17 protein-coding genes are annotated in these 16909 nt (G+C 72.6%); 8 read left to right on the top strand and 9 right to left on the bottom strand.

Annotated features, from left to right (window positions below; genetic code table 11):
* The first annotated feature begins 70 nt into the window (after positions 1 to 70).
* Complete coding sequence (locus AC6JBM_RS51795; protein WP_497980872.1) at positions 71 to 463, top strand: MarR family winged helix-turn-helix transcriptional regulator; 393 nt, start codon at positions 71 to 73, stop codon at positions 461 to 463.
* A gap of 11 nt (positions 464 to 474) precedes the next feature.
* On the top strand, positions 475 to 1722 hold the full coding sequence (locus AC6JBM_RS51790) for a cellulase family glycosylhydrolase (RefSeq protein WP_497980871.1): 1248 nt from the start codon (positions 475 to 477) through the stop codon (positions 1720 to 1722).
* Here the strand turns inward: AC6JBM_RS51790 and AC6JBM_RS51785 are convergent.
* The 3 genes from AC6JBM_RS51785 to AC6JBM_RS51775 form a co-directional block, all read right to left on the bottom strand.
* Positions 1698 to 2696, bottom strand: a complete 999-nt coding sequence (locus tag AC6JBM_RS51785) for a COG1470 family protein (RefSeq protein WP_497980870.1) — start codon at positions 2694 to 2696, stop codon at positions 1698 to 1700. The genes AC6JBM_RS51790 and AC6JBM_RS51785 overlap by 25 nt on opposite strands.
* A 52-nt stretch (positions 2697 to 2748) precedes the next feature.
* A complete protein-coding gene (locus tag AC6JBM_RS51780; RefSeq protein WP_497980869.1) occupies positions 2749 to 4701 on the bottom strand; it encodes a fibronectin type III domain-containing protein in 1953 nt (650 codons plus the stop codon).
* Positions 4702 to 4796: 95 nt separating this feature from the next.
* Positions 4797 to 5906, bottom strand: a complete 1110-nt coding sequence (locus AC6JBM_RS51775) for a HupE/UreJ family protein (RefSeq protein WP_497980868.1) — start codon at positions 5904 to 5906, stop codon at positions 4797 to 4799.
* 115 nt (positions 5907 to 6021) lie between these two features.
* On the opposite strand from AC6JBM_RS51775, the gene AC6JBM_RS51770 reads away from it, so the two are divergent.
* Positions 6022 to 6672, top strand: a complete 651-nt coding sequence (locus AC6JBM_RS51770; RefSeq protein ID WP_497980867.1) for a hypothetical protein — start codon at positions 6022 to 6024, stop codon at positions 6670 to 6672.
* A gap of 27 nt (positions 6673 to 6699) precedes the next feature.
* On the opposite strand, the gene AC6JBM_RS51765 is transcribed toward AC6JBM_RS51770, so the two are convergent.
* The gene (locus tag AC6JBM_RS51765; protein ID WP_497980866.1) at positions 6700 to 6864 is read right to left on the bottom strand and encodes a helix-turn-helix domain-containing protein; all 165 of its coding nucleotides are present in this window, start codon (positions 6862 to 6864) and stop codon (positions 6700 to 6702) included.
* A 146-nt stretch (positions 6865 to 7010) separates the two neighbouring features.
* Between AC6JBM_RS51765 and AC6JBM_RS51760 the strand changes: the two genes are divergently transcribed.
* A complete protein-coding gene (locus AC6JBM_RS51760; RefSeq protein WP_497980865.1) occupies positions 7011 to 7151 on the top strand; it encodes a hypothetical protein in 141 nt (46 codons plus the stop codon).
* Between the two features lie 49 nt (positions 7152 to 7200).
* On the opposite strand, the gene AC6JBM_RS51755 is transcribed toward AC6JBM_RS51760, so the two are convergent.
* Positions 7201 to 8535 carry a TIGR04013 family B12-binding domain/radical SAM domain-containing protein gene (locus tag AC6JBM_RS51755; protein WP_497980864.1) on the bottom strand — a complete coding sequence of 445 codons (1335 nt, stop codon included), beginning with the start codon at positions 8533 to 8535 and terminating at the stop codon, positions 7201 to 7203.
* 81 nt (positions 8536 to 8616) lie between these two features.
* Positions 8617 to 9006 (bottom strand): hypothetical protein, encoded by a 390-nt coding sequence (locus tag AC6JBM_RS51750; RefSeq protein ID WP_497980863.1) that lies wholly within the window; start codon positions 9004 to 9006, stop codon positions 8617 to 8619.
* An 84-nt stretch (positions 9007 to 9090) separates the two neighbouring features.
* On the opposite strand from AC6JBM_RS51750, the gene AC6JBM_RS51745 reads away from it, so the two are divergent.
* A complete protein-coding gene (locus tag AC6JBM_RS51745; RefSeq protein ID WP_497980862.1) occupies positions 9091 to 9552 on the top strand; it encodes a MarR family winged helix-turn-helix transcriptional regulator in 462 nt (153 codons plus the stop codon).
* 93 nt (positions 9553 to 9645) lie between these two features.
* The gene (locus tag AC6JBM_RS51740) at positions 9646 to 10896 is read left to right on the top strand and encodes an exonuclease domain-containing protein (protein WP_497980861.1); all 1251 of its coding nucleotides are present in this window, start codon (positions 9646 to 9648) and stop codon (positions 10894 to 10896) included.
* On the opposite strand, the gene AC6JBM_RS51735 is transcribed toward AC6JBM_RS51740, so the two are convergent.
* Genes AC6JBM_RS51735 through AC6JBM_RS51725 form a run of 3 tightly spaced genes read right to left on the bottom strand, consistent with a single transcriptional unit; the run spans position 10883 to position 14392 of the window.
* A complete protein-coding gene (locus AC6JBM_RS51735) occupies positions 10883 to 11284 on the bottom strand; it encodes a hypothetical protein (RefSeq protein WP_497980860.1) in 402 nt (133 codons plus the stop codon). The genes AC6JBM_RS51740 and AC6JBM_RS51735 overlap by 14 nt on opposite strands.
* A 13-nt stretch (positions 11285 to 11297) precedes the next feature.
* Positions 11298 to 12194: a ParA family protein gene (locus AC6JBM_RS51730; protein WP_497980859.1), complete on the bottom strand. Its 897-nt coding sequence runs from the start codon at positions 12192 to 12194 to the stop codon at positions 11298 to 11300.
* The gene (locus AC6JBM_RS51725) at positions 12191 to 14392 is read right to left on the bottom strand and encodes a HelD family protein (protein ID WP_497980858.1); all 2202 of its coding nucleotides are present in this window, start codon (positions 14390 to 14392) and stop codon (positions 12191 to 12193) included. The genes AC6JBM_RS51730 and AC6JBM_RS51725 overlap by 4 nt, the downstream gene beginning before the upstream one ends.
* Positions 14393 to 14566: 174 nt before the next feature.
* Here AC6JBM_RS51725 and AC6JBM_RS51720 point away from each other — a divergent pair, with 174 nt between their 5' ends.
* Positions 14567 to 15541, top strand: coding sequence for a glycoside hydrolase family 5 protein (locus AC6JBM_RS51720; protein WP_497980857.1), 975 nt, complete (start codon positions 14567 to 14569; stop codon positions 15539 to 15541).
* A 75-nt stretch (positions 15542 to 15616) separates the two neighbouring features.
* Complete coding sequence (locus AC6JBM_RS51715) at positions 15617 to 16828, top strand: PucR family transcriptional regulator (RefSeq protein ID WP_497986726.1); 1212 nt, start codon at positions 15617 to 15619, stop codon at positions 16826 to 16828.
* Positions 16829 to 16909 lie beyond the last annotated feature (81 nt).

Raw genomic sequence — 16909 nt, 5'->3', positions numbered from 1 at the left:
CGCCGACGAACGGATGCGCGCCCTGCTCGCGTACGACCGCACCAATCCGCTGCTCTCAGTTAACCTCACAATGCAGCAGCTCAAGGTGCTAATGCTCCTGTCGCGGCACGACGGGATCGCCTCGGCCGAGCTCACCCGCCGCCTCGGTGTGAGCCTGGCCACGCTGTCGGGGATCGTGGACCGGCTCGTGACCCAGGGGTACGTCACGCGCACGGAGGATCAGCACGATCGCCGCATCCGCCGCATCCACCTCTCCCCCACCGGGCGCGAGATCCTGCGCGAGCTCACCGACGGCGGGACGAAGGCGCAGCAGCGGCTGCTGGCCCGCCTCGACGACGAGACCCTCGGCATGCTCGCCTCGGTGCTGGAGCGGGTCGTCGAGGTGGCCGTGGCCGACGCCATCGAGCAGGGCGCCGGGCCGGATCACCCCGGCCGCGAGATAGACCGCGCGGCCGCCGGGTAGCCGCACCCCCCATGAGGCGCGCGCTGGTCCTGCTCCTGATCATTGCCAGCATCTCGATCCACGACACGCCGGCAGCCGCGGCAACCCCGGGCGGCATCCACATCCGCGACGGGCGCCTGGTCGAGGCGAACGGGAGCGACCTGGTGCTGCGCGGGGTGAACCACGACTTCATCTGGTACCCGGACAAGAACGGCTCCTTCGCGGCGATCAAGGCCGCCGGGGCCAACGCGGTGCGGGTGCCGCTCGGGATCGGTCGTCAGTTCCGCCGTACGAAACCGCAGGAGGTGCGCACCATCGTCAACCTGTGCCGGCAGGAGCGGCTGGTCTGCATCCTCGACGCGCACGACACGGCCGGCTTCGGCCAGGACAAGAAGGCGGCCCCGATGTCCGACGCGGTCGCGTTCTGGCTGTCGCTGCGGGCCGAGCTCGCCGGGCAGGAGGACCACATCATCGTCAACATCGCCAACGAGCCGTTCGGCGTCGGCGGCGACTGGCCCTGGGTGCAGCAGACCTCGGACGCGATCCGGACGCTGCGCGCGGCCGGGTTCACCCACACGCTCATGGTCGACGCGCCCGGCTGGGGCCAGGACGAGGTGGGCGTCATGCGCGACAACGCCGAGAAGGTCAAGGCGGCCGACCCGACCGGCAACACGCTGTTCGACATCCACATGTACGGCGAGTTCGACAACGCCGCGAAGGTCAACACGTACCTTGGCTCGTTCACCCGGCGCCGGCTGCCGGTCATCATCGGCGAGTTCTCCGGCGAGCACGAGTGGGGCGACCCGGACGAGGACGCGATCATGGCCTACGCCGAGGGGCACTCGGTCGGGTACCTCGGCTGGTCGTGGAGCGGCAACGACAAGCCCTACAGCTATCTGGACCTGGTGCACGACTTCGACCCGGCCAGCCGCACGCCCTGGGGCAAGCGGTTCCTCACGGGCCCGAACGGCATCTCGACGGACACTCGCGAAGCCACGATCTATCGCAACGGTACGGCGGGAGCCTCGCTCAAGGTCACGGACGTGACCTCGAGCAGCGTGCGCCTGAGCTGGCCGCGCCGGGCCGCCGGCACGACCTACCTCGTGATGGCCGTGCGCGGGTCGAGCGAGTCGCGGATGGCGGCGACCTCGCGGCCGGAGATCACGCTGCACGGGCTGAAGGGCTCGACGGAGTACACCTTCGCCGTCTACGCCCGGGGACTGCTCGGCAACCGCTCGCCCCGCTCGGCGCCCGTCTACGCGGTGACGCCGCCGGCCTGAAGCGCCTGCTCGACGGCGTCGCGGACGCGGGCGTCCTGGCGGGTCTTGTTGCGCCTCAGGAGGTACCGGATCAGGAAAATCAGGCCGATCAGCACGGCGAGACCGGCCAGCCACAGCCAGGGAACCGCCCACGTGCGCGCCTCGGCGCTCACCACGGGCAGCGACGTCGTCGAGCCCGAGGCGTCGGTCAGGCGCGGGGTCAGCGACGCGGTCGCGGTCAGCCAGCCGGCCCGCGTCACCCCGTGGACGGGGACCGTCACCTGCCAGGTCTCGCCCGGCAGCAGCTGCGGCGGGGCCTTGACCGCCCCGGCGTCGGCGCGCAGCAGCCCGAACGGGCCGGCCACCGAGACCTTCTGGTCCGCGGAGAGGATCGCGTTGCCGGTGTTGTGGATGGTGTACGTCACCGTCGCGTCACCGCCGTCGAAGTCCACGCGCAGCCCGTCGATCGCGAGGGCCGGGTGCAGCGCGCCGCCGACGCGCAGCTTGACGGCGATGCCGAGGCGCCGCTCCACGTTGATGCCCTGGGCCGCGTCGGGCCGGGTGAGCGCGGTGACGATGCCGCCCGCGTAGTCGCCGGGCGTGGCGTTGGCCGGCACGTCGAGCGTGAACGGGATCTCGGCGGTCTGGCCCGGCTCGATCGCGACCGCCGCGTTCGTGGCGTGCAGCCAGGCGCCGATGCCGGCCGACGGCTTGTCCTTCGTCAGCAGGTCGAGCTGCCCGGTGCCGGTGGTGAAGCCGTCGCCGGCGTAGACGGCCAGGTTCACCGGCGCCTTGCCCCGGTTCGCGACGACCATCGCGTCCTTGACCTGGCCGCCGGGGTTGACGGCGTAGCTGTAGCTGGAGCGGTCGGCGCCGTACGTGTTCGAGGCCGTCCGCACCGTCCAGGCGACGTCGCCCTCCTCCGCGTGCGCGGGTGCGGCGATGCCGACGGCGGCGAGCACCGCGGCGGCGATGACGGTCTTGGTGAATCGCATGGCGTACCTCGCTCGGGAAGGGTGGGGCGGGCCGGAGCCCGCCCCGTGGTGTTCAGCTGCTCAGCGCGGTGATCGTGAGCGTGGCCCGGTAGTCGCCCTTCTCGGCGCTGCCCGGGATCTTCAGGTCGAGGCCGGCCCCCAGCTGGGCGGTGCCCTTCGGGTGGCCCTGCTCGGCGTAGCCCAGCTGCCGGGAGACCGCCAGGCCCTGGCCCTGGTCGTCGTACGACGACACGACCGGCGAGCCCGCCTTCGCCCCCGCGCCGGGCGCGAGGATGCTCGGCGTCCAGCCCAGGTACGAGCCGGAGAACGTCTTGCCGGCGTCCTTGAAGTCGCTGACGCTGGCCGACACCGACCACGGCGCCTGGGTGCGGCGCGTGTCGGTGACGACGATCGGGTTGAGCTTGCCGGTCGCGGCGAAGTACTCGCCGTCGTGCTCCTGCGCGGTGCCGAGGCTGACCAGGCCGTTGTAGCCGTCGATGGTCCAGCCGAACTCGCCCGGCGCCGCGGTGGGCACGTTGACCTGCAGCTGCTGGCCGTCGCCGTGGTACGGGTGGATCGTGACCTTGTCGACGACCGAGCCCACCGGCTGGGCGGCCGGCGTGTTGTTGCACCAGGAGACCTTGCCGAGCTCGACCGCCGCGTTCGGGGCGGCGCAGGTGCCGCTGCGGAGGTTCTGCACGACGAGCTGGCCGCTGCGCACCTCGACCTTCACGTAGGAGCGCACGTGCTCCTGGTTCTGGGCCGAGTTGTACCAGTAGCTGTTCGGGTTCAGCGGGTCGGCGCCGTTGCCCGCGCCGCTGGTGCCGCTGTTGTCGGGGGTCGTGATGTCGTAGTACTTCGACCCCGACGCCGAGTTGGCGGTGACGTACAGGACACCGCCCGGGCCCGGGTACACGTCGGCGGCGCCGGGCTGCTCGGCCGGGTTCGCCTTCGCGCCGTTCTTGATCTCGTAGCTGCGGGAGTAGGAGTGGTCGTGCCCCTGCAGCACCAGGTCCACGCCCAGGTTGGAGAAGGCGGTCGGGAAGTCGACCCGGCGCGTCTTGTTGTCCCCGTCCTTGGCGTGGTCGGCCGGCGAGTAGATCGCGTGGTGGTAGACGAGCACCTTCCACTTGGCCTCGGCGCCGTGCTGGTTGATCACGTCGGTGACGTAGGCGATGTGCGCCGCGTCCCCGCCGCCGCCCTGGGTGGTGGCGTAGGAGTTGCTGTTCAGGTCGATGAACAGCACGTCCTTGTAGATGTACCAGTAGTCGCCGCCGGACGTGTTCGACGCCGGGTTGCCGTTGGCGTAGAGCGGGGCCGAACGGTCCGTGTTCGGGGTGAACAGGTGCTGCTCGTAGGCCTTGCCGCCGACGTCGTGGTTGCCGATCGTCGCCGCCCACGGGTACTGCCGCAGCTTGTCCGAGGACAGGAACGCGTCCCACTGCGACTCGGTGTTGGCCGTCTCGACCTGGTCGCCGCCGGAGACCAGCAGCTCCGCGTTCGGGTTGGCCGCGAGCGACACGTCGAGCGTGTCACGCCAGCCGGCCGCGTCGCGGGCCGTGTCGCCGGACGAACCGATCTGCGGGTCGCCGTAGAACAGGAAGTCGTAGTCGCCCTCGAAGTCCTGCGTCTTGAAGGAGTACACCGGCGACCAGTTGCCCTCGGTGCCGACCCGGTAGGAGTACTGGGTGTTCTCCTGCAGGCCGGTCAGGGTGGCGTGGCGGTTGAACCCGCCGCTGGTGGCGATGTTCGCCCCGCCGATGGCCGCGAAGGTGGCGGCCGAGGCCGGGAACGCGCCGCCGGTGAGCGACGCGGTCGGGGCGAGCTGGACCTGCTGCGCGGTGTCGGCCGAGGAGTACCAGGTCACGATGCGCTGGGACTCGTTGGCGCCGACACCGAGGATGATGCCCGTGAGCGCGGCCGGGTCCGCGGCGGCGGCGGGGGATCCGCTGCCGCCGAGGGCCACGGCCAGGCCCAGGAGCGCCGCCGTGGCCGCTGCGGCCACGCGGGAGGTGCGATGGTTCATCGGATATTTTTCCTTTTCCGATGGGGGTAGGGGAAAAGCTTGATCACGCTTTCGCCGGCTCATGAATCGCGCGTGAACTCCAGCGGGACGCCCATTCACAGCCGCTGGAAGAACCACACCAGCCCCATGAGCGCGACGCCCGTTGCGATGGCACCCGTCACCCATCGCCCGGTTTCGGGGGCTTTGCGGCGCAGCAGGAGCAGCAGCGGGAAGGTGAGCCCGATCAGGCCGAGCTGCACGGCCTCGATGCCGACGTTGAACACCAGCAGCGACCACAGCAGCGTCCACGAGAACGGCTCGTCGATGCCCAGCGCGCCGGCGAATCCCAGCCCGTGGATGAGCCCGAAACAGAACACGACGGCGAGCCGGGCGTTGCCGGTCGCCTCTTTGTTGAGGGCGCTCATCGCGGCGACGACGGCGATGGACAGGGCGATGACCGGCTCCACGACGCCGGCCGGGACCGCGACCAGGCCGAGCGCGGCCAGCATGAACGTGACCGAGTGCGCGAGGGTGAAGCTGGTCGCGGCCAGGACGATGTCGCGCAGGCGGCGGGAGCCGGCGATGAGGGCGACCAGGAACAGGATGTGGTCGATGCCGGTGAGCAGGTGCTCGGCGCCGAGGCGGAAGAACTCCCAGAAGCGTTCGTACCACCGCTGGCCCGTGTCGAACGTGGGGTGCCCGCTGTCGAGGGCGGCGCTGCCGTGCCGGCCGTCGATGGCGTACGTGACGATGGTCTTGACGTCCTTGACGTAGCCCTCGCCGTCCGGGAACAGCCGGGCCTCGACGATGTGGCCGCCGGCCTGCGGGCACGTCCAGTCGATGCGCGTCGTCGCGTAGGGCACGCCCTCCCGCTCCCCCATGGTGAAGGTGCCGCTCGGGGCCGCCGTGCAGCCCCGGACCGTGAAGCGCTCGGTCACGTAGTGGCCGGCCCGCTCCGCGTGGGCGTTCAGGGCCGCGGCCATGGCCGTGGCGTCGCCGGCCTCGAACGCCGCGGTGCCCTCGCGGAACAGGGCGTCGTCGCGCTCGGCGTCGGCCGCGGACACGACGAGGAGGTCGTACTCGAGCTGCAGCTCGGTGTGGATCCGGCCGGCTTCGGCGGTGACGTCGGCGTAGACCGTGGAGGAGAACCCGTGCGCATCGGCCGGGCGCGGCCAGAGGACGGCGAACAGCACGGCGGCGAGGCCGAAGAGCGCGATGCGTGACACGCGGCGTCACGTTGCAGGGCGCAGGTGAACACTGATCTCCAGTTCGGCGAACCGATCAAGAACGTCTTCTCCGACCGGTTGAATAGGCTCAGGGCATCTGCTGGTATTCCGTCTCGTGCGTCGCCTCCTCGCCTGCGGTCTCGCGGCCCTCCTGCTGGCCGGCTGCGGTTCCCGGACCGACGGCTGGGCGCAGCCGCGGCCCATGCCGGCGCCGATCGGCACGCTGGGCCCCGGCTTCGTCGACCCGTCCGCGCCGCCGACGCCGGAGGGCACCATCACGCCGGCGCCCGGCTCGTGGGACGGCGTGCGCCCGGCGCGCGGCTACCGGGTGGTGCTGCTGACCAAGGGCACCGACGCCCCGACGACGGCCCTGGTCACCGCGGTGCGATCGTGGGCGGACGCGGCCCGCGTGGACCTGCGCACGGTGACCGCGGGCGCCGACCCGATCGCCGACATCACGCGGGCGATCGGCATGCACCCGGACCTGATCGTGAGCGCCGGGAACGAGCTCGTCGACCCGCTGGCGGTCGTGACCGCGAGCCATCTGGCGCAGCCGTTCCTCGTCGTGGGGGCCGAGCTCGCCGAGCCGACGCACAACGTGACCGCCGTCGACTGGGCCGGGGCGTCGTTCCGCGGGGAGGGGCTGGGGGCGTCCTCGGCGTACGACGCCGCCTCCTTCACGGCCGAGCGCTGCGACGCCGCCATCCGCGCGGGCGCCGCGGCCGTGCTCACCGGCGTGACCGGCATCGTGGTCTGGCTGAGCTGACGCCCGCGGCGGTCGTCCGGCCGGCTCCTACGCGGCGCCGTCCGGCGCCTGGCCGCCGCCGCGCAGGGTCAGCAGGACCGCCAGGCGCTGGTCCGGGTCCTCGAGGTCCAGGCCGGTCAGCTCGCTGATGCGGCGCAGCCGGCGGCTGCATGCCTGCGAACATGACCATTCACCAACGTGTTGAGCCGGCACCTCATCACTATGCGGAAATTTGTTGCCGTGGCGGCCGTGGCGGCTGTGGTGCTGCCGGGCGGATGCGCGGGGCCGGAGCGTGACGACTCGGCCGTTGGGGTCGCCCCGTATCGATTTTCGCGGCCCCCAAGCCGGCAAGTTTGCCGGTGAAGGCCGCCGACCTCTACGTCGCCGGGATCGCCACGGTCGACGGCGCCGGGCAGCTCGGGTTCGCGGGCGAACCGCCGTTCGTGTCCAAGACGAAGACGGCGGTGAAGCTCGACGACGTCAAGGCCGCGGTCGCCTGACCCGCCGCAACGCTCCTGTGTGTCCACCGACCTTGCGGAGAGCCTGTTCTCAGCAGTCCTGCGATCCGTCCGCAGTCGATCGCAGCGGCAACAGCGTCCGGCTTCGACCAGGGCGGGGGTACGCCTCGGCGGCGGTGGCGAGTTTCACCGCATGGTCCCGTTGTCGTTGCCAGTGGCCGTACAGGGCGCCCTGCTGGGAGAGCCGGTCGACGGCACGGATCGTTTCGGGATCGACGTCGCCCGGCGGTGCATCGCGCCATGGAGTACCGGGCAGCGGCATGAAGGTATGGGCGTGAATCCGGGCGCCGAGATCGGCCAGCTCGCGGGCGAGGCTGAGCGAGGCATCGACGTCCGACTGGTCCTCGCCGGGCATGCCGAAGATCATGTCGACGTTGATGCGGAAGCCCTCCTCGATGCCGAGCCGGGCCGCACGCATGACCTCCTCGACGCCGTGCCCCCGCTTCGCCGCGTCGAGCACGCGGTCGGATCCGGACTGCGCGCCCACGATGATGTTGTTGTTCGCGCAGTACTTCTTCACGAGCTTCAGGGCCTCGCGGCTCACGTGTTCGGGGCGGATCTCGCTCGGGAACGAGCCGAAGAAGACCCGCCCGTTCGGGCCTATGCCCTCCTTGCACGAAGCCAGCAGTTCCTCGACGGCATCCAGGTTCGGCGACTCGTCCTGGCTGCCGTACGACAGGGCCGTGGGCGTGATGAAGCGGACGTCGCGCAGGCCGCGCTCGCGCATCCGGTCGACGTGCCAGCGGACGTTGTCCACGCTGCGGTGACGGAAGCGGGCCGAGAACATGAACGGGGTCTGGCAGAACCGGCACGAGAACGCACATCCCCGCGTGATCTCGAGGGCGTTGAACCGCTGCCAGCGCAGTGAGAAGCCGCGGAACGTGTCGAGCGGCAGGCGCTGCGGCCGGCCGGTCTTGACGACCTTGCCGGCGGCGTCGCGGTATGCCAGGCCGGTGACGCCCGTCGGGTCGCCGCCGGCGTCGACGAGCTTAGTCAGCGTCGTCTCGCCCTCGCCGATGGCGGCGACATCCCAGCCGGCGTCGAGCGTCTGCACCGGCTCGGCGGTGGCGTGCACGCCGCCGGCGACGTGCAGGGCGCCCGGGGCGGCCGCCTTGATGGTGGTCAGCTCGGCCGCCAGCGCCTCGGCGTCCGGCGAGTAGAACGACCACAGCACCAGCACCCGCTTGGCCCGCTCCAGACCCGACGTGATCGCCTCGATCGTGGCGTCCGGCGACTCGGCGAACACCAGCTCGTACGACGTGGTCGTCTCGTGCTCCTCCAGGGCGCCGAGCAGCACGTGGAAGCCGTAGGTGACGGCCTTGCGGTACCGCAGCACCAAGACGAGGTCGAGGTCGGGAGAGCTCACCACCACATCCTGCCAGGACCGGCAAGCCGGGCTACTGCTCGGCCGCGGCCGCACGCTGCTGCCGCTGCGCCCTTCGGAGGACTAGAGGCGCTCGACGGCCGCGGCGAGGGCGGGCGCGTCGAAGCCGCCGGTCGGGAGGGTGGCGACCAGGCGGTACCGCTCCTCCCCCTGCGCGTCGAACAGCAGCGTGCCGCTGTGCTGGACGATGAGCGTCCGGTCGATCCCGGCCGCGCGGTGGGCCGCGACCCCGTCCGACGACACGACGTTCAGGCCGCCCGCGACCCGCCGGATCCGCTCCGCCTGCGCCGCCCCGCCGGGCACGACGACGGCGGCCGCGACCCCGCGCCCGGCGAGCCCGAGCCCCGCGAGCGCCTTGACGTGCCGGACGCAGATCGCACAGCTGGCGGCCCGCATGTAGTACACGACCAGTCCTCTGGCATCCCCGCGCAGCTCCGCGACGTCGACTCCCATGGTCCACTCCCTCATAGGTAATTCAGTTACCAAAATTAGATACGTAACCCAGTTGCGCTGTCAAGGGTCGGTAAGGTCGTGACCATGAGTGCCGAGCCAGATCTGGGCGTCCTGCTCGCCGCCGCCTGTGAGCGCATCGTGCGCGAGCTGCTGGCCTCGCTGGCGGGCACCGAGTACGCCCACCTGACGCCGTCGCAGGCGCTGGCGGCCGTGTTCATCGGCGACGGGCTGGACACGGTGACGCAGCTGGCCGAACGGCTGGGGATGACGACGCAGGCGATCAGCAAGATCTGCGCCGCCCTTGACGCGGAGGGCCTGCTGGAGCGCCAGCCCAACGCGGTGGACGCGCGTAGCCGGCGCCTGACGCTGACGGCTTCGGGGACCGCGGCGGTCGCCCGGATGCGCGCGGCGGGCGCGGCGGCGGAGCGCGCCTGGGTGGAGCTCGTGGGCGAGGAGACGCTGCGCGTGGTCAGGGGCGCCCTGGCGGCGTTCGCGTTCGCGCCGCCGTCGAGCGCCGCCAGCCCCGTGCGGATCCGCTTCTCCTGAGGCCCGGTCCCGGAACGGGTCGTGCGGACCGGTCCGGGGATGCGGACGTTCGGGCGTTCCGCGGGCGGGGCGGGCATCGCTACCGTCCCGCAGATGTACGCCGTCATCGATCTCGAGACCACCGGGCTGCACACGAACCGGCACGACCGGGTGGTCGAGATCGCGATCGTGCACGTCGGCTCGCGCGGGGACATCGAGCGCGAGTGGTGCACGCTCGTCAATCCCGAGCGGGATCTCGGGCCGCAGCACATCCATGGGATCACGGCCGCCGAGGCGCGCGTCGCGCCGCGGTTCGCGCAGCTGGCCGGGGCGGTGGCCGGGCGGCTGCGCGGGCGGGTGCCGGTCGCGCACAACTGGGCGTTCGACGGGCAGTTCCTCGCGGCCGAGTTCGCGCGGATGGGGATCGTGGCGCCGGTGCGGTACGAGGCGGGGCTGTGCACGATGCGGCTGGCCGGACAGTTCTTCCCGGGCTCGTCGCGCGGGCTGGCGGACTGCTGCGCGGCGGCCGGGATCGCGCTCACGCGGGCGCATTCGGCGTTGCACGACGCCCGGGCGGCCGCGGGGCTGCTCGCGCACTTCCTGCGCGTGACCGGGCAGCCGCCGCCGTGGGCGCACCGGTTCGCGGACGCCCCGGACGCGTGGCCGGCGCTGGCGGACAGCGCCGTCGCGGTCGTCGGGCGGCGGGCCGAGGGGCAGGTGGAGGAGCACTTCCTCGGGCGGCTCGTCGATCGGATGCCCCGCTCGCACCGGCCGGACGCGGACGCCTACCTCGAGGTGCTCGATCGGGCGCTGCTCGACCGGCACGTGTCCGCGGCGGAGGCCGACGCGCTCGTCGCGGTCGCCCAGCGGCTCGGGCTCGGGCGGGCCGACGTGGTCGAGTTGCATCGGCAGTACCTGCAGGCGCTCGCCGCGTTCGCCGCCGCCGACGGGATCGTCACGGCCGCGGAGCAGGACGATCTGGAGACGGTCGCGCGGCTGCTCGGGCTCGGTGGCGGGCAGGCCGCGCAGATGGTGCGCATGGCCCGGCACGCGGCCAGCCTGCTCGGCGCGGGGTCGCCGGCGGTGCCTCGGCAACGCGACGGCGACGGGGCCCGGCCGCGGTTCCGGCTCGAGGCCGGCGATCTCGTGGTCTTCACCGGCGACATGGGCGAGCCGCGGGAGGTGTGGGCGGCCCGGGCCGGCGCGGCCGGGTTGCGGGTCGGCGCCGGGGTCACGCGCAAGACGCGGCTGCTCGTCGCGGCCGACCCCGACACCATGTCGGGCAAGGGGAGGAAGGCCGCCGAGTACGGGATTCCCGTCGTGCACCCGGCGGCGTTCCTCGGGATGTTGCCTAGCGGGCGCTGAGGGCCAGGCTGTCCAGGCGGCGGCCCACCGTCGCGTCGACGATCGCCGTGATCAGGGTGGGCTTCGTGGACTTGGCGGGGGCCGCCACGCCCAGGACCTTCGCCAGTTCCTTGATCTGCGGGACCGTCAGCTTCAGGTCGTTGACGTACTGGATGGCGGCCTGGCGGGTCTCCAGCTCGCCCAGCATCGACTCGATCTCGCTCACCGGGCGGGACAGGGCCGCGGCGGGGGCGGCCTTCACCGCCCTGGCGGGGCGGCCGCCCTTCGGGACCAGCTCCAGCTTCGCCGCGCCCGAGGCCAGGTCCGCCAGCTGGTCGGCCGGCAGGGTCTTCACGAAGGCGGCCACCCGCAGGAGTACCTCGTGGGCAAGGTCGGCCGGGTCGGTCATCGCAAGGCTCCGCTCAGGGTCTCGTGCGCGCCAGGAACTCGCTCGTCAGCTGTTGCAGCTCGTATCGTAGGTTCTCCACCGCGGGCGTGCCCGGCGGTGCCAGGACGGCCGGGACCGCGCGCAGGCCGGCCTCCGTCACCGCCGACTTGTTGTCGCGGACCGTCTGGCGGAAGACCGGCATCTCGATCTGGGTCGTCGCCTTCACCGAGTCCTGCTGCGTGTTCAGGGGGCCGTTCGCCGTGTACTGCACCATCGTGTAGACCACGCCGATGATCTCGGGGTTGATCGGGGTCTCCGCGACCGAGTTGTACTCCTCGACCAGGGCCGACAGGCGGGTGCGCAGCAGGTCGATGCCGAGGGTCGACAGGTAGTCGGGGCGGGCCGGGACGATCACGTGGTCGCTGGCCACCAGGGCCGTGCGGGTCACGAGGTTGAAGTTCGGCGGGCAGTCGATCAGGACCGTGTCGTACTTGTTGAACGACGGGTCCGTGAGCGCGTCCGCGAGCAGGCGATAGACCTGCAGGTACCGTGGACTGCTCTTCTGGAACCGCGAACCGCCCAGCCCGGCGGCCAGGTCCAGGTCGGCGTCGACGAGGCCGAGCTGGGACGCGATCAGGTGCAGGTTGCCACCCAGCGGCTGGACCACGGCGTTGACCGCGTGCGGGGCCAGCACGTACTTGAACAGGGGCTCCGGCGCCCGCGTCGCCACGAAGGCCTCGAACCAGGCCCGGATCGTGGGCTGCTCGTCGAAGTCGGAGGGGCGGTAGAAGGAGTACGTCAGGCTCGCCTGCGGGTCCAGGTCGATCAGCAGCACCTTGCGGCCGCGGGCGGCCAGCTCGGCGCCGATGTTCGCGGTCACCGTGGTCTTGCCGACGCCGCCCTTGTAGTTGATGACGGACACGACGCTCATCTGCTGTGGCGGCCCTTCGGTCGGTCGCGGCCCGCGCGCTGGTCGAGCAGGGCCGCGGTGCGCTGCAGCACCTCGTCCCACAGCGGCTGGGGCGAGCCCCCGGCGACCATCGCGGCCAGGTCCTCGGCGAGACGGTCGAGCAGCGAGAGCTCCACCGTCGGGTCGGGGTCGGGCTCGATGACGACCCGGCGCTGGCGCGGGATGCGGCCGGTGACGTCGCCGGCCGGCTCCAGCGGCAGGATGTCGCCGCTGGCCACGATGTCCAGGTAGCGGATCGTGCGGGTCAGGGCGACGAAGAGCAGGCGGTGGCCGCGGGGGTCCTCGGCGACGATCTCCTCCGGCTCGACGACGATCACCGCGTCGAACTCCAGGCCCTTGGCCTCCTGCGGGGAGACCAGGTTCAGGGCGCGGTCGACCTCGCCCTGGTCGGCGCGGCCCCACGGCAGGTCGTTGGCGTGCAGGGCGAACTCGAGCTCGGCCCGCAGGACCGCGGGGCAGACGATCCCCACGAACCGGTTGGCGTCCAGGTGCTCGCGGGCGATCTGGGCCACCCGGCCGGCGCGCTCGACCGGCTCGACGACGTGCGTGCCGGGGGGCTCCGGGCCCTCGCGGACCACAAGCGTCGGCTCGGTGCCGGGCGCGGCGATCGGCAGCAGCATCGCCGCCAGCTCGTACACCTGCCGCGGCACGCGATAGCCGTAGCGCAGGGGCGCGATGGCCCGCGGCTGCTGCGGCGGCAGGTGCTCGGTGATCTCGCCCCAGGAGTCGCGGGCCCACGCGCCGGTGGACTGGGCCAGGTCGCCGGCGAGCGTGAAGGAGCCGTTGGCCGAGCGCCGGCCGATCGCGCGCAGCTGCATCGGGGACAGGTCCTGGGCCTCGTCCACGACGATGTGCCGGTAGCGGCCGGTCGTGCCGTTGACCAGCTCGTCGACCTCGTCGAGCAGCGGGACGTCGGCGGCGCTCCAGACCTGCGCGGAGAGGCGGTCGGCGCCGCGGCGGTACAGCAGCGTCACCTCCTCGTCCGTGAACTCCCCGCCGGCGGCCGCGGCCAGCCGCGGGCGGGAGCCGAACAGGTTGCGCAGGAAGGCGGCCGGGCTCTGCAGCGGCCACAGCCGCTCCAGCAGGTTCTCCACCGGGGCCAGGCGCTCGGCCTCGAGCGGGCCGCCGCGGTCGCGGACGAGCTCGGCGAGGCGGGCCCGCAGCCGCTGGCGGCGCACCGCGTAGGGGCCGCCGGCCTGCCGGGCGGCGGTGACCGCCTCGGTGACCTCGGCGCCGGTCAGGGTGAGGTAGCGGCCGTCGAAGAGCATCCGCTCGGCCGCCTCGGGGGCGCCGATGCGGGCCTCGAGCGCGCGGGCCAGGAACCGGGCCATGCGGGCCTCGCCCTTGAGCCGGCGGGTCGCCGTGTCCTCCTGGCGGCCGCGCTGCACGGGCGGGCCGAGCTGGTCGATGTCGATCTGCTCGACGTCGGCGTCGCCGAGGCTGGGCAGGACGCGGCGGATGTACCGGGTGAACGCCGGATGCGGGCCCACCACGAGCACGTCGCGCGGGCGGAGGCGGTCCTGCTCGTTGTACAGCAGCCACGAGACCCGGTGCAGGGCCACCGCGGTCTTGCCGGTGCCGGGCCCGCCCTCGATGACGAGGCAGTGCTCGAGCGGGAAGCGGATCAGGCGGTACTGCGCGGCCTGAATCGTGGCGACGATGTCGTGCATCTCACCGGTGCGCCCGCGGTCGAGCTCGCCGAGCAGGGCCGCGTCGGGTCCTTCGAGGGCCTCGACGGCGGCGGCCAGCTGCTGGAAGACGAGGTCCTCGAAGTCGAGGACGCGGTTGGCCTCGCTGGTGAAGGTGCGCTTGCGGGCCAGGCCGCGCGGGTTGTCGTGCGAGGCCTCGTAGAACAGCTCGCCGATCGGGGTCTTCCAGTTGACGACGAGCACCTGGCGCTGGTCGTCGAAGATCGTTTCCTTGCCGATGTAGAAGAACTCGCGGTCTTCCTGGTCGATCCGGCCGAACGCGACGTCCTGGTCCGGCTCGCCGAGAGCGTCGCGGCGGCCGCGGCGGAAGCCGGCCAGCCAGCGGCCCGCGCCGGCGTTGGCGGCGGCGTCCGGGGTCTCCCCCAGTTCGGCGCGCGCGCGTTCGCGGTGCTTGTGGGCGAGGTCGAAGTGTTGCTGCTCAGCAGCGATTTCGGCTGCCTTGGACTCCACGGAACTCCCTTTGCCGCACCCAGCGTGCGCCTCACGCTACCTTGCGCCAGGGAGGGTGGTCGATCCCCTCGCGGCCGAATCACCCTCGGACAACGGGTGAATGGCAGGGGCCCGGGTAGCGCCTCACCCGTGGTCAAACGGTTGGCGGTCCGGTCGGCGTTTCCCGCTCTGCTCATGGCGTTGCTGGGTGCGGCCTATGTCACTCCGGCCCGGGCGGGTTCGGCCGAGGGCATCCATGTGGCCGACGGCCGGCTGGTCGAGGCCGGGGGTGAGCCGCTCGTACTGCGGGGCGTCAACCACGGGTACGCCTTCGGTCACGGTCCGTCGTCGGTCTTCGACGACATCCGGGCCACCGGCGCGAACGCGGTGCGGGTGGCGCTCGGCACCGGGCACGAGTGGCCCGCCACCCGGCCGGCCGAGGTCGCCGGGATCGTGGCCCGGTGCAAGGCGGCCCGGCTGATCTGCGTGCTCGACGCGCACGACACCATGGGCTACGGCACGCAGCCCGGCGCGGCCACCGTCTCCGAGGCCGTCGACTACTGGCTCACCCTGCGCGACGTGCTGCGGCATCAGGAGTCGTACGTCGTGCTGAACATCGCCAACGAGCCGTCCGGCCACGCGGTGGACGCGGACTGGCTCGGCAACACCGAGCGCGCGATCGCCCGGCTGCGCGCGGCCGGCTTCCCGCACGCGCTCATGGTCGACGCGCCGAACTGGGGCAACGACGCGTTCCGGGTGATGTACGACCACGCCGCCGAGGTCTTCGCGAGCGACCCGCACCGCAACGTGGTGTTCGACGTGCACATGTACGGGCCGTTCGACACCGCGGAGAAGGTGTCGGGGTACCTCGGGCACTTCGTGGAGCAGCGGCTGCCGATCGTCGTCGGGGAGTTCTCGTCGCTGCACGAGTACGGCGATCCCGACGAGGACGCGATCATGGCGTACTGCGAGCAGTTCGGGCTCGGATACATGGGCTGGTCGTGGAGCGGCAACAGCCCGCAGTACGACTATCTCGACGTGGTGACCGCCTACCGCCCGGGCCGGCTGACCGCCTGGGGACGCCGGCTCGTCGACGGGCCGAACGGGCTGCGGGCGACGGGCCGGCCGGCGAGCGTGTACGGACGGCTGTGGCTCGCGGCGGCCCGGTGAGGCCCGCCGTGCGAAGCTGTGCGGGTGAACGACCTGGAACGCGACCTTCCGGAACTGCCGGAGGTGCTGGGTGGTGTGGATCCGCCCGCGGCGCCGGGTTCGCTCGAGGACAGCGTCCGCTCGATCGAGCGGGCGGCCGGCTCGCTGGCCACGGCGAGCGTCGCGCGCATGGACGAGACGCTGCCCTGGTTCCGGGAGCTGCCCGCCGACCAGCGGGCCTGGGTCATGCTCGTCGCCCAGGCGGGCGTGCGCTCCCTGGTCGAGTGGCTGCGCAACCGCGACTCCGACGGGCCGGCGCCGCCGGACAACTCCGAGGAGTTCTTCGACGCCGCGCCGCGCGCGCTGGCCCGCTCGATCAACCTGGGCCAGACGGTGCAGCTGATCCGGGTCACCATCGAGGTCGTCGAGGAGCACCTGCCGCACCTGGCCGCGCCCGGGCAGGAGACGCCGCTGCGGGAGGCGGTGCTGTACTACAGCCGCGAGGTCGCGTTCGGCGCCGCGCGCGTCTACGCCCGGGCCGCGGAGACCCGGGGCGCGTGGGACGCCCGGCTGCAGGCCCTGCTCGTCGACGCGCTGCTGCGCGGGGACTCCTCCGACGTGCTGGCCAGCCGCGCGGCCGCGCTGGGCTGGGCCGACGCGCCCCCGGTGGCGGTCGCGGTGGGCCGCTCGCCGGGCGGGGAGGCGGCCGCGGTGCTGCACACGGTGTACCGCGCCGCCCGCCGCATCGGCGTGGAGATCCTCGGCGGCGTGCACGGCGACCGGCTCGTGGTGGTGCTCGGCGGGGCCGCGGACCCGATGGCCGCGACCGAGCGCCTGCTGGTCGGCTTCGGGGACGGGCCGGTCGTGGTGGGGCCGGCGGTACCGTCGCTGGACGAGGCGACCGAGTCCGCCCGCGCGGCCCTGGCCGGCTATCGCGCCGCGCCCGCCTGGCCCGCCGCGCCCCGGCCGGTGGCCGCCTCCGACCTGCTGCCCGAGCGCGCCCTGGCCGGCGACGCCGAGGCGCGGCGGATCCTGCGGCAGGAGGTCTACGGCGCGCTCGTGCGGGCCGGCGGTGAGCTGCTGGAGACGCTGGACGCGTTCTTCGCCGGCGGCGGGGTGCTCGAGAGCGCCGCCCGGGGGCTCTTCGTGCATCCGAACACGGTGCGGTACCGGCTGCGGCGCATCGGCGAAGTGACCGGATTCACGCCCCTGGTTCCCCGCGACGCCTTCGCGCTGCGGATCGCGCTGACGATCGGAAGGCTCGATCCGCTCGCTCCGGCCGCGGCGAGCCCGCCCGCAACGGGGTGATTTGCCCGTTTATCCTGTCCGGGACGTGAACACCGGACCGCAGTGGGTAACCGCGTGGATCTGTTGGCACAACACCACGCG

This window comes from Dactylosporangium thailandense (assembly GCF_059739745.1).
The sequence above is the reverse complement of the archived record's forward strand: the minus strand, read 5'-3'. Positions and strand labels throughout refer to the sequence as shown.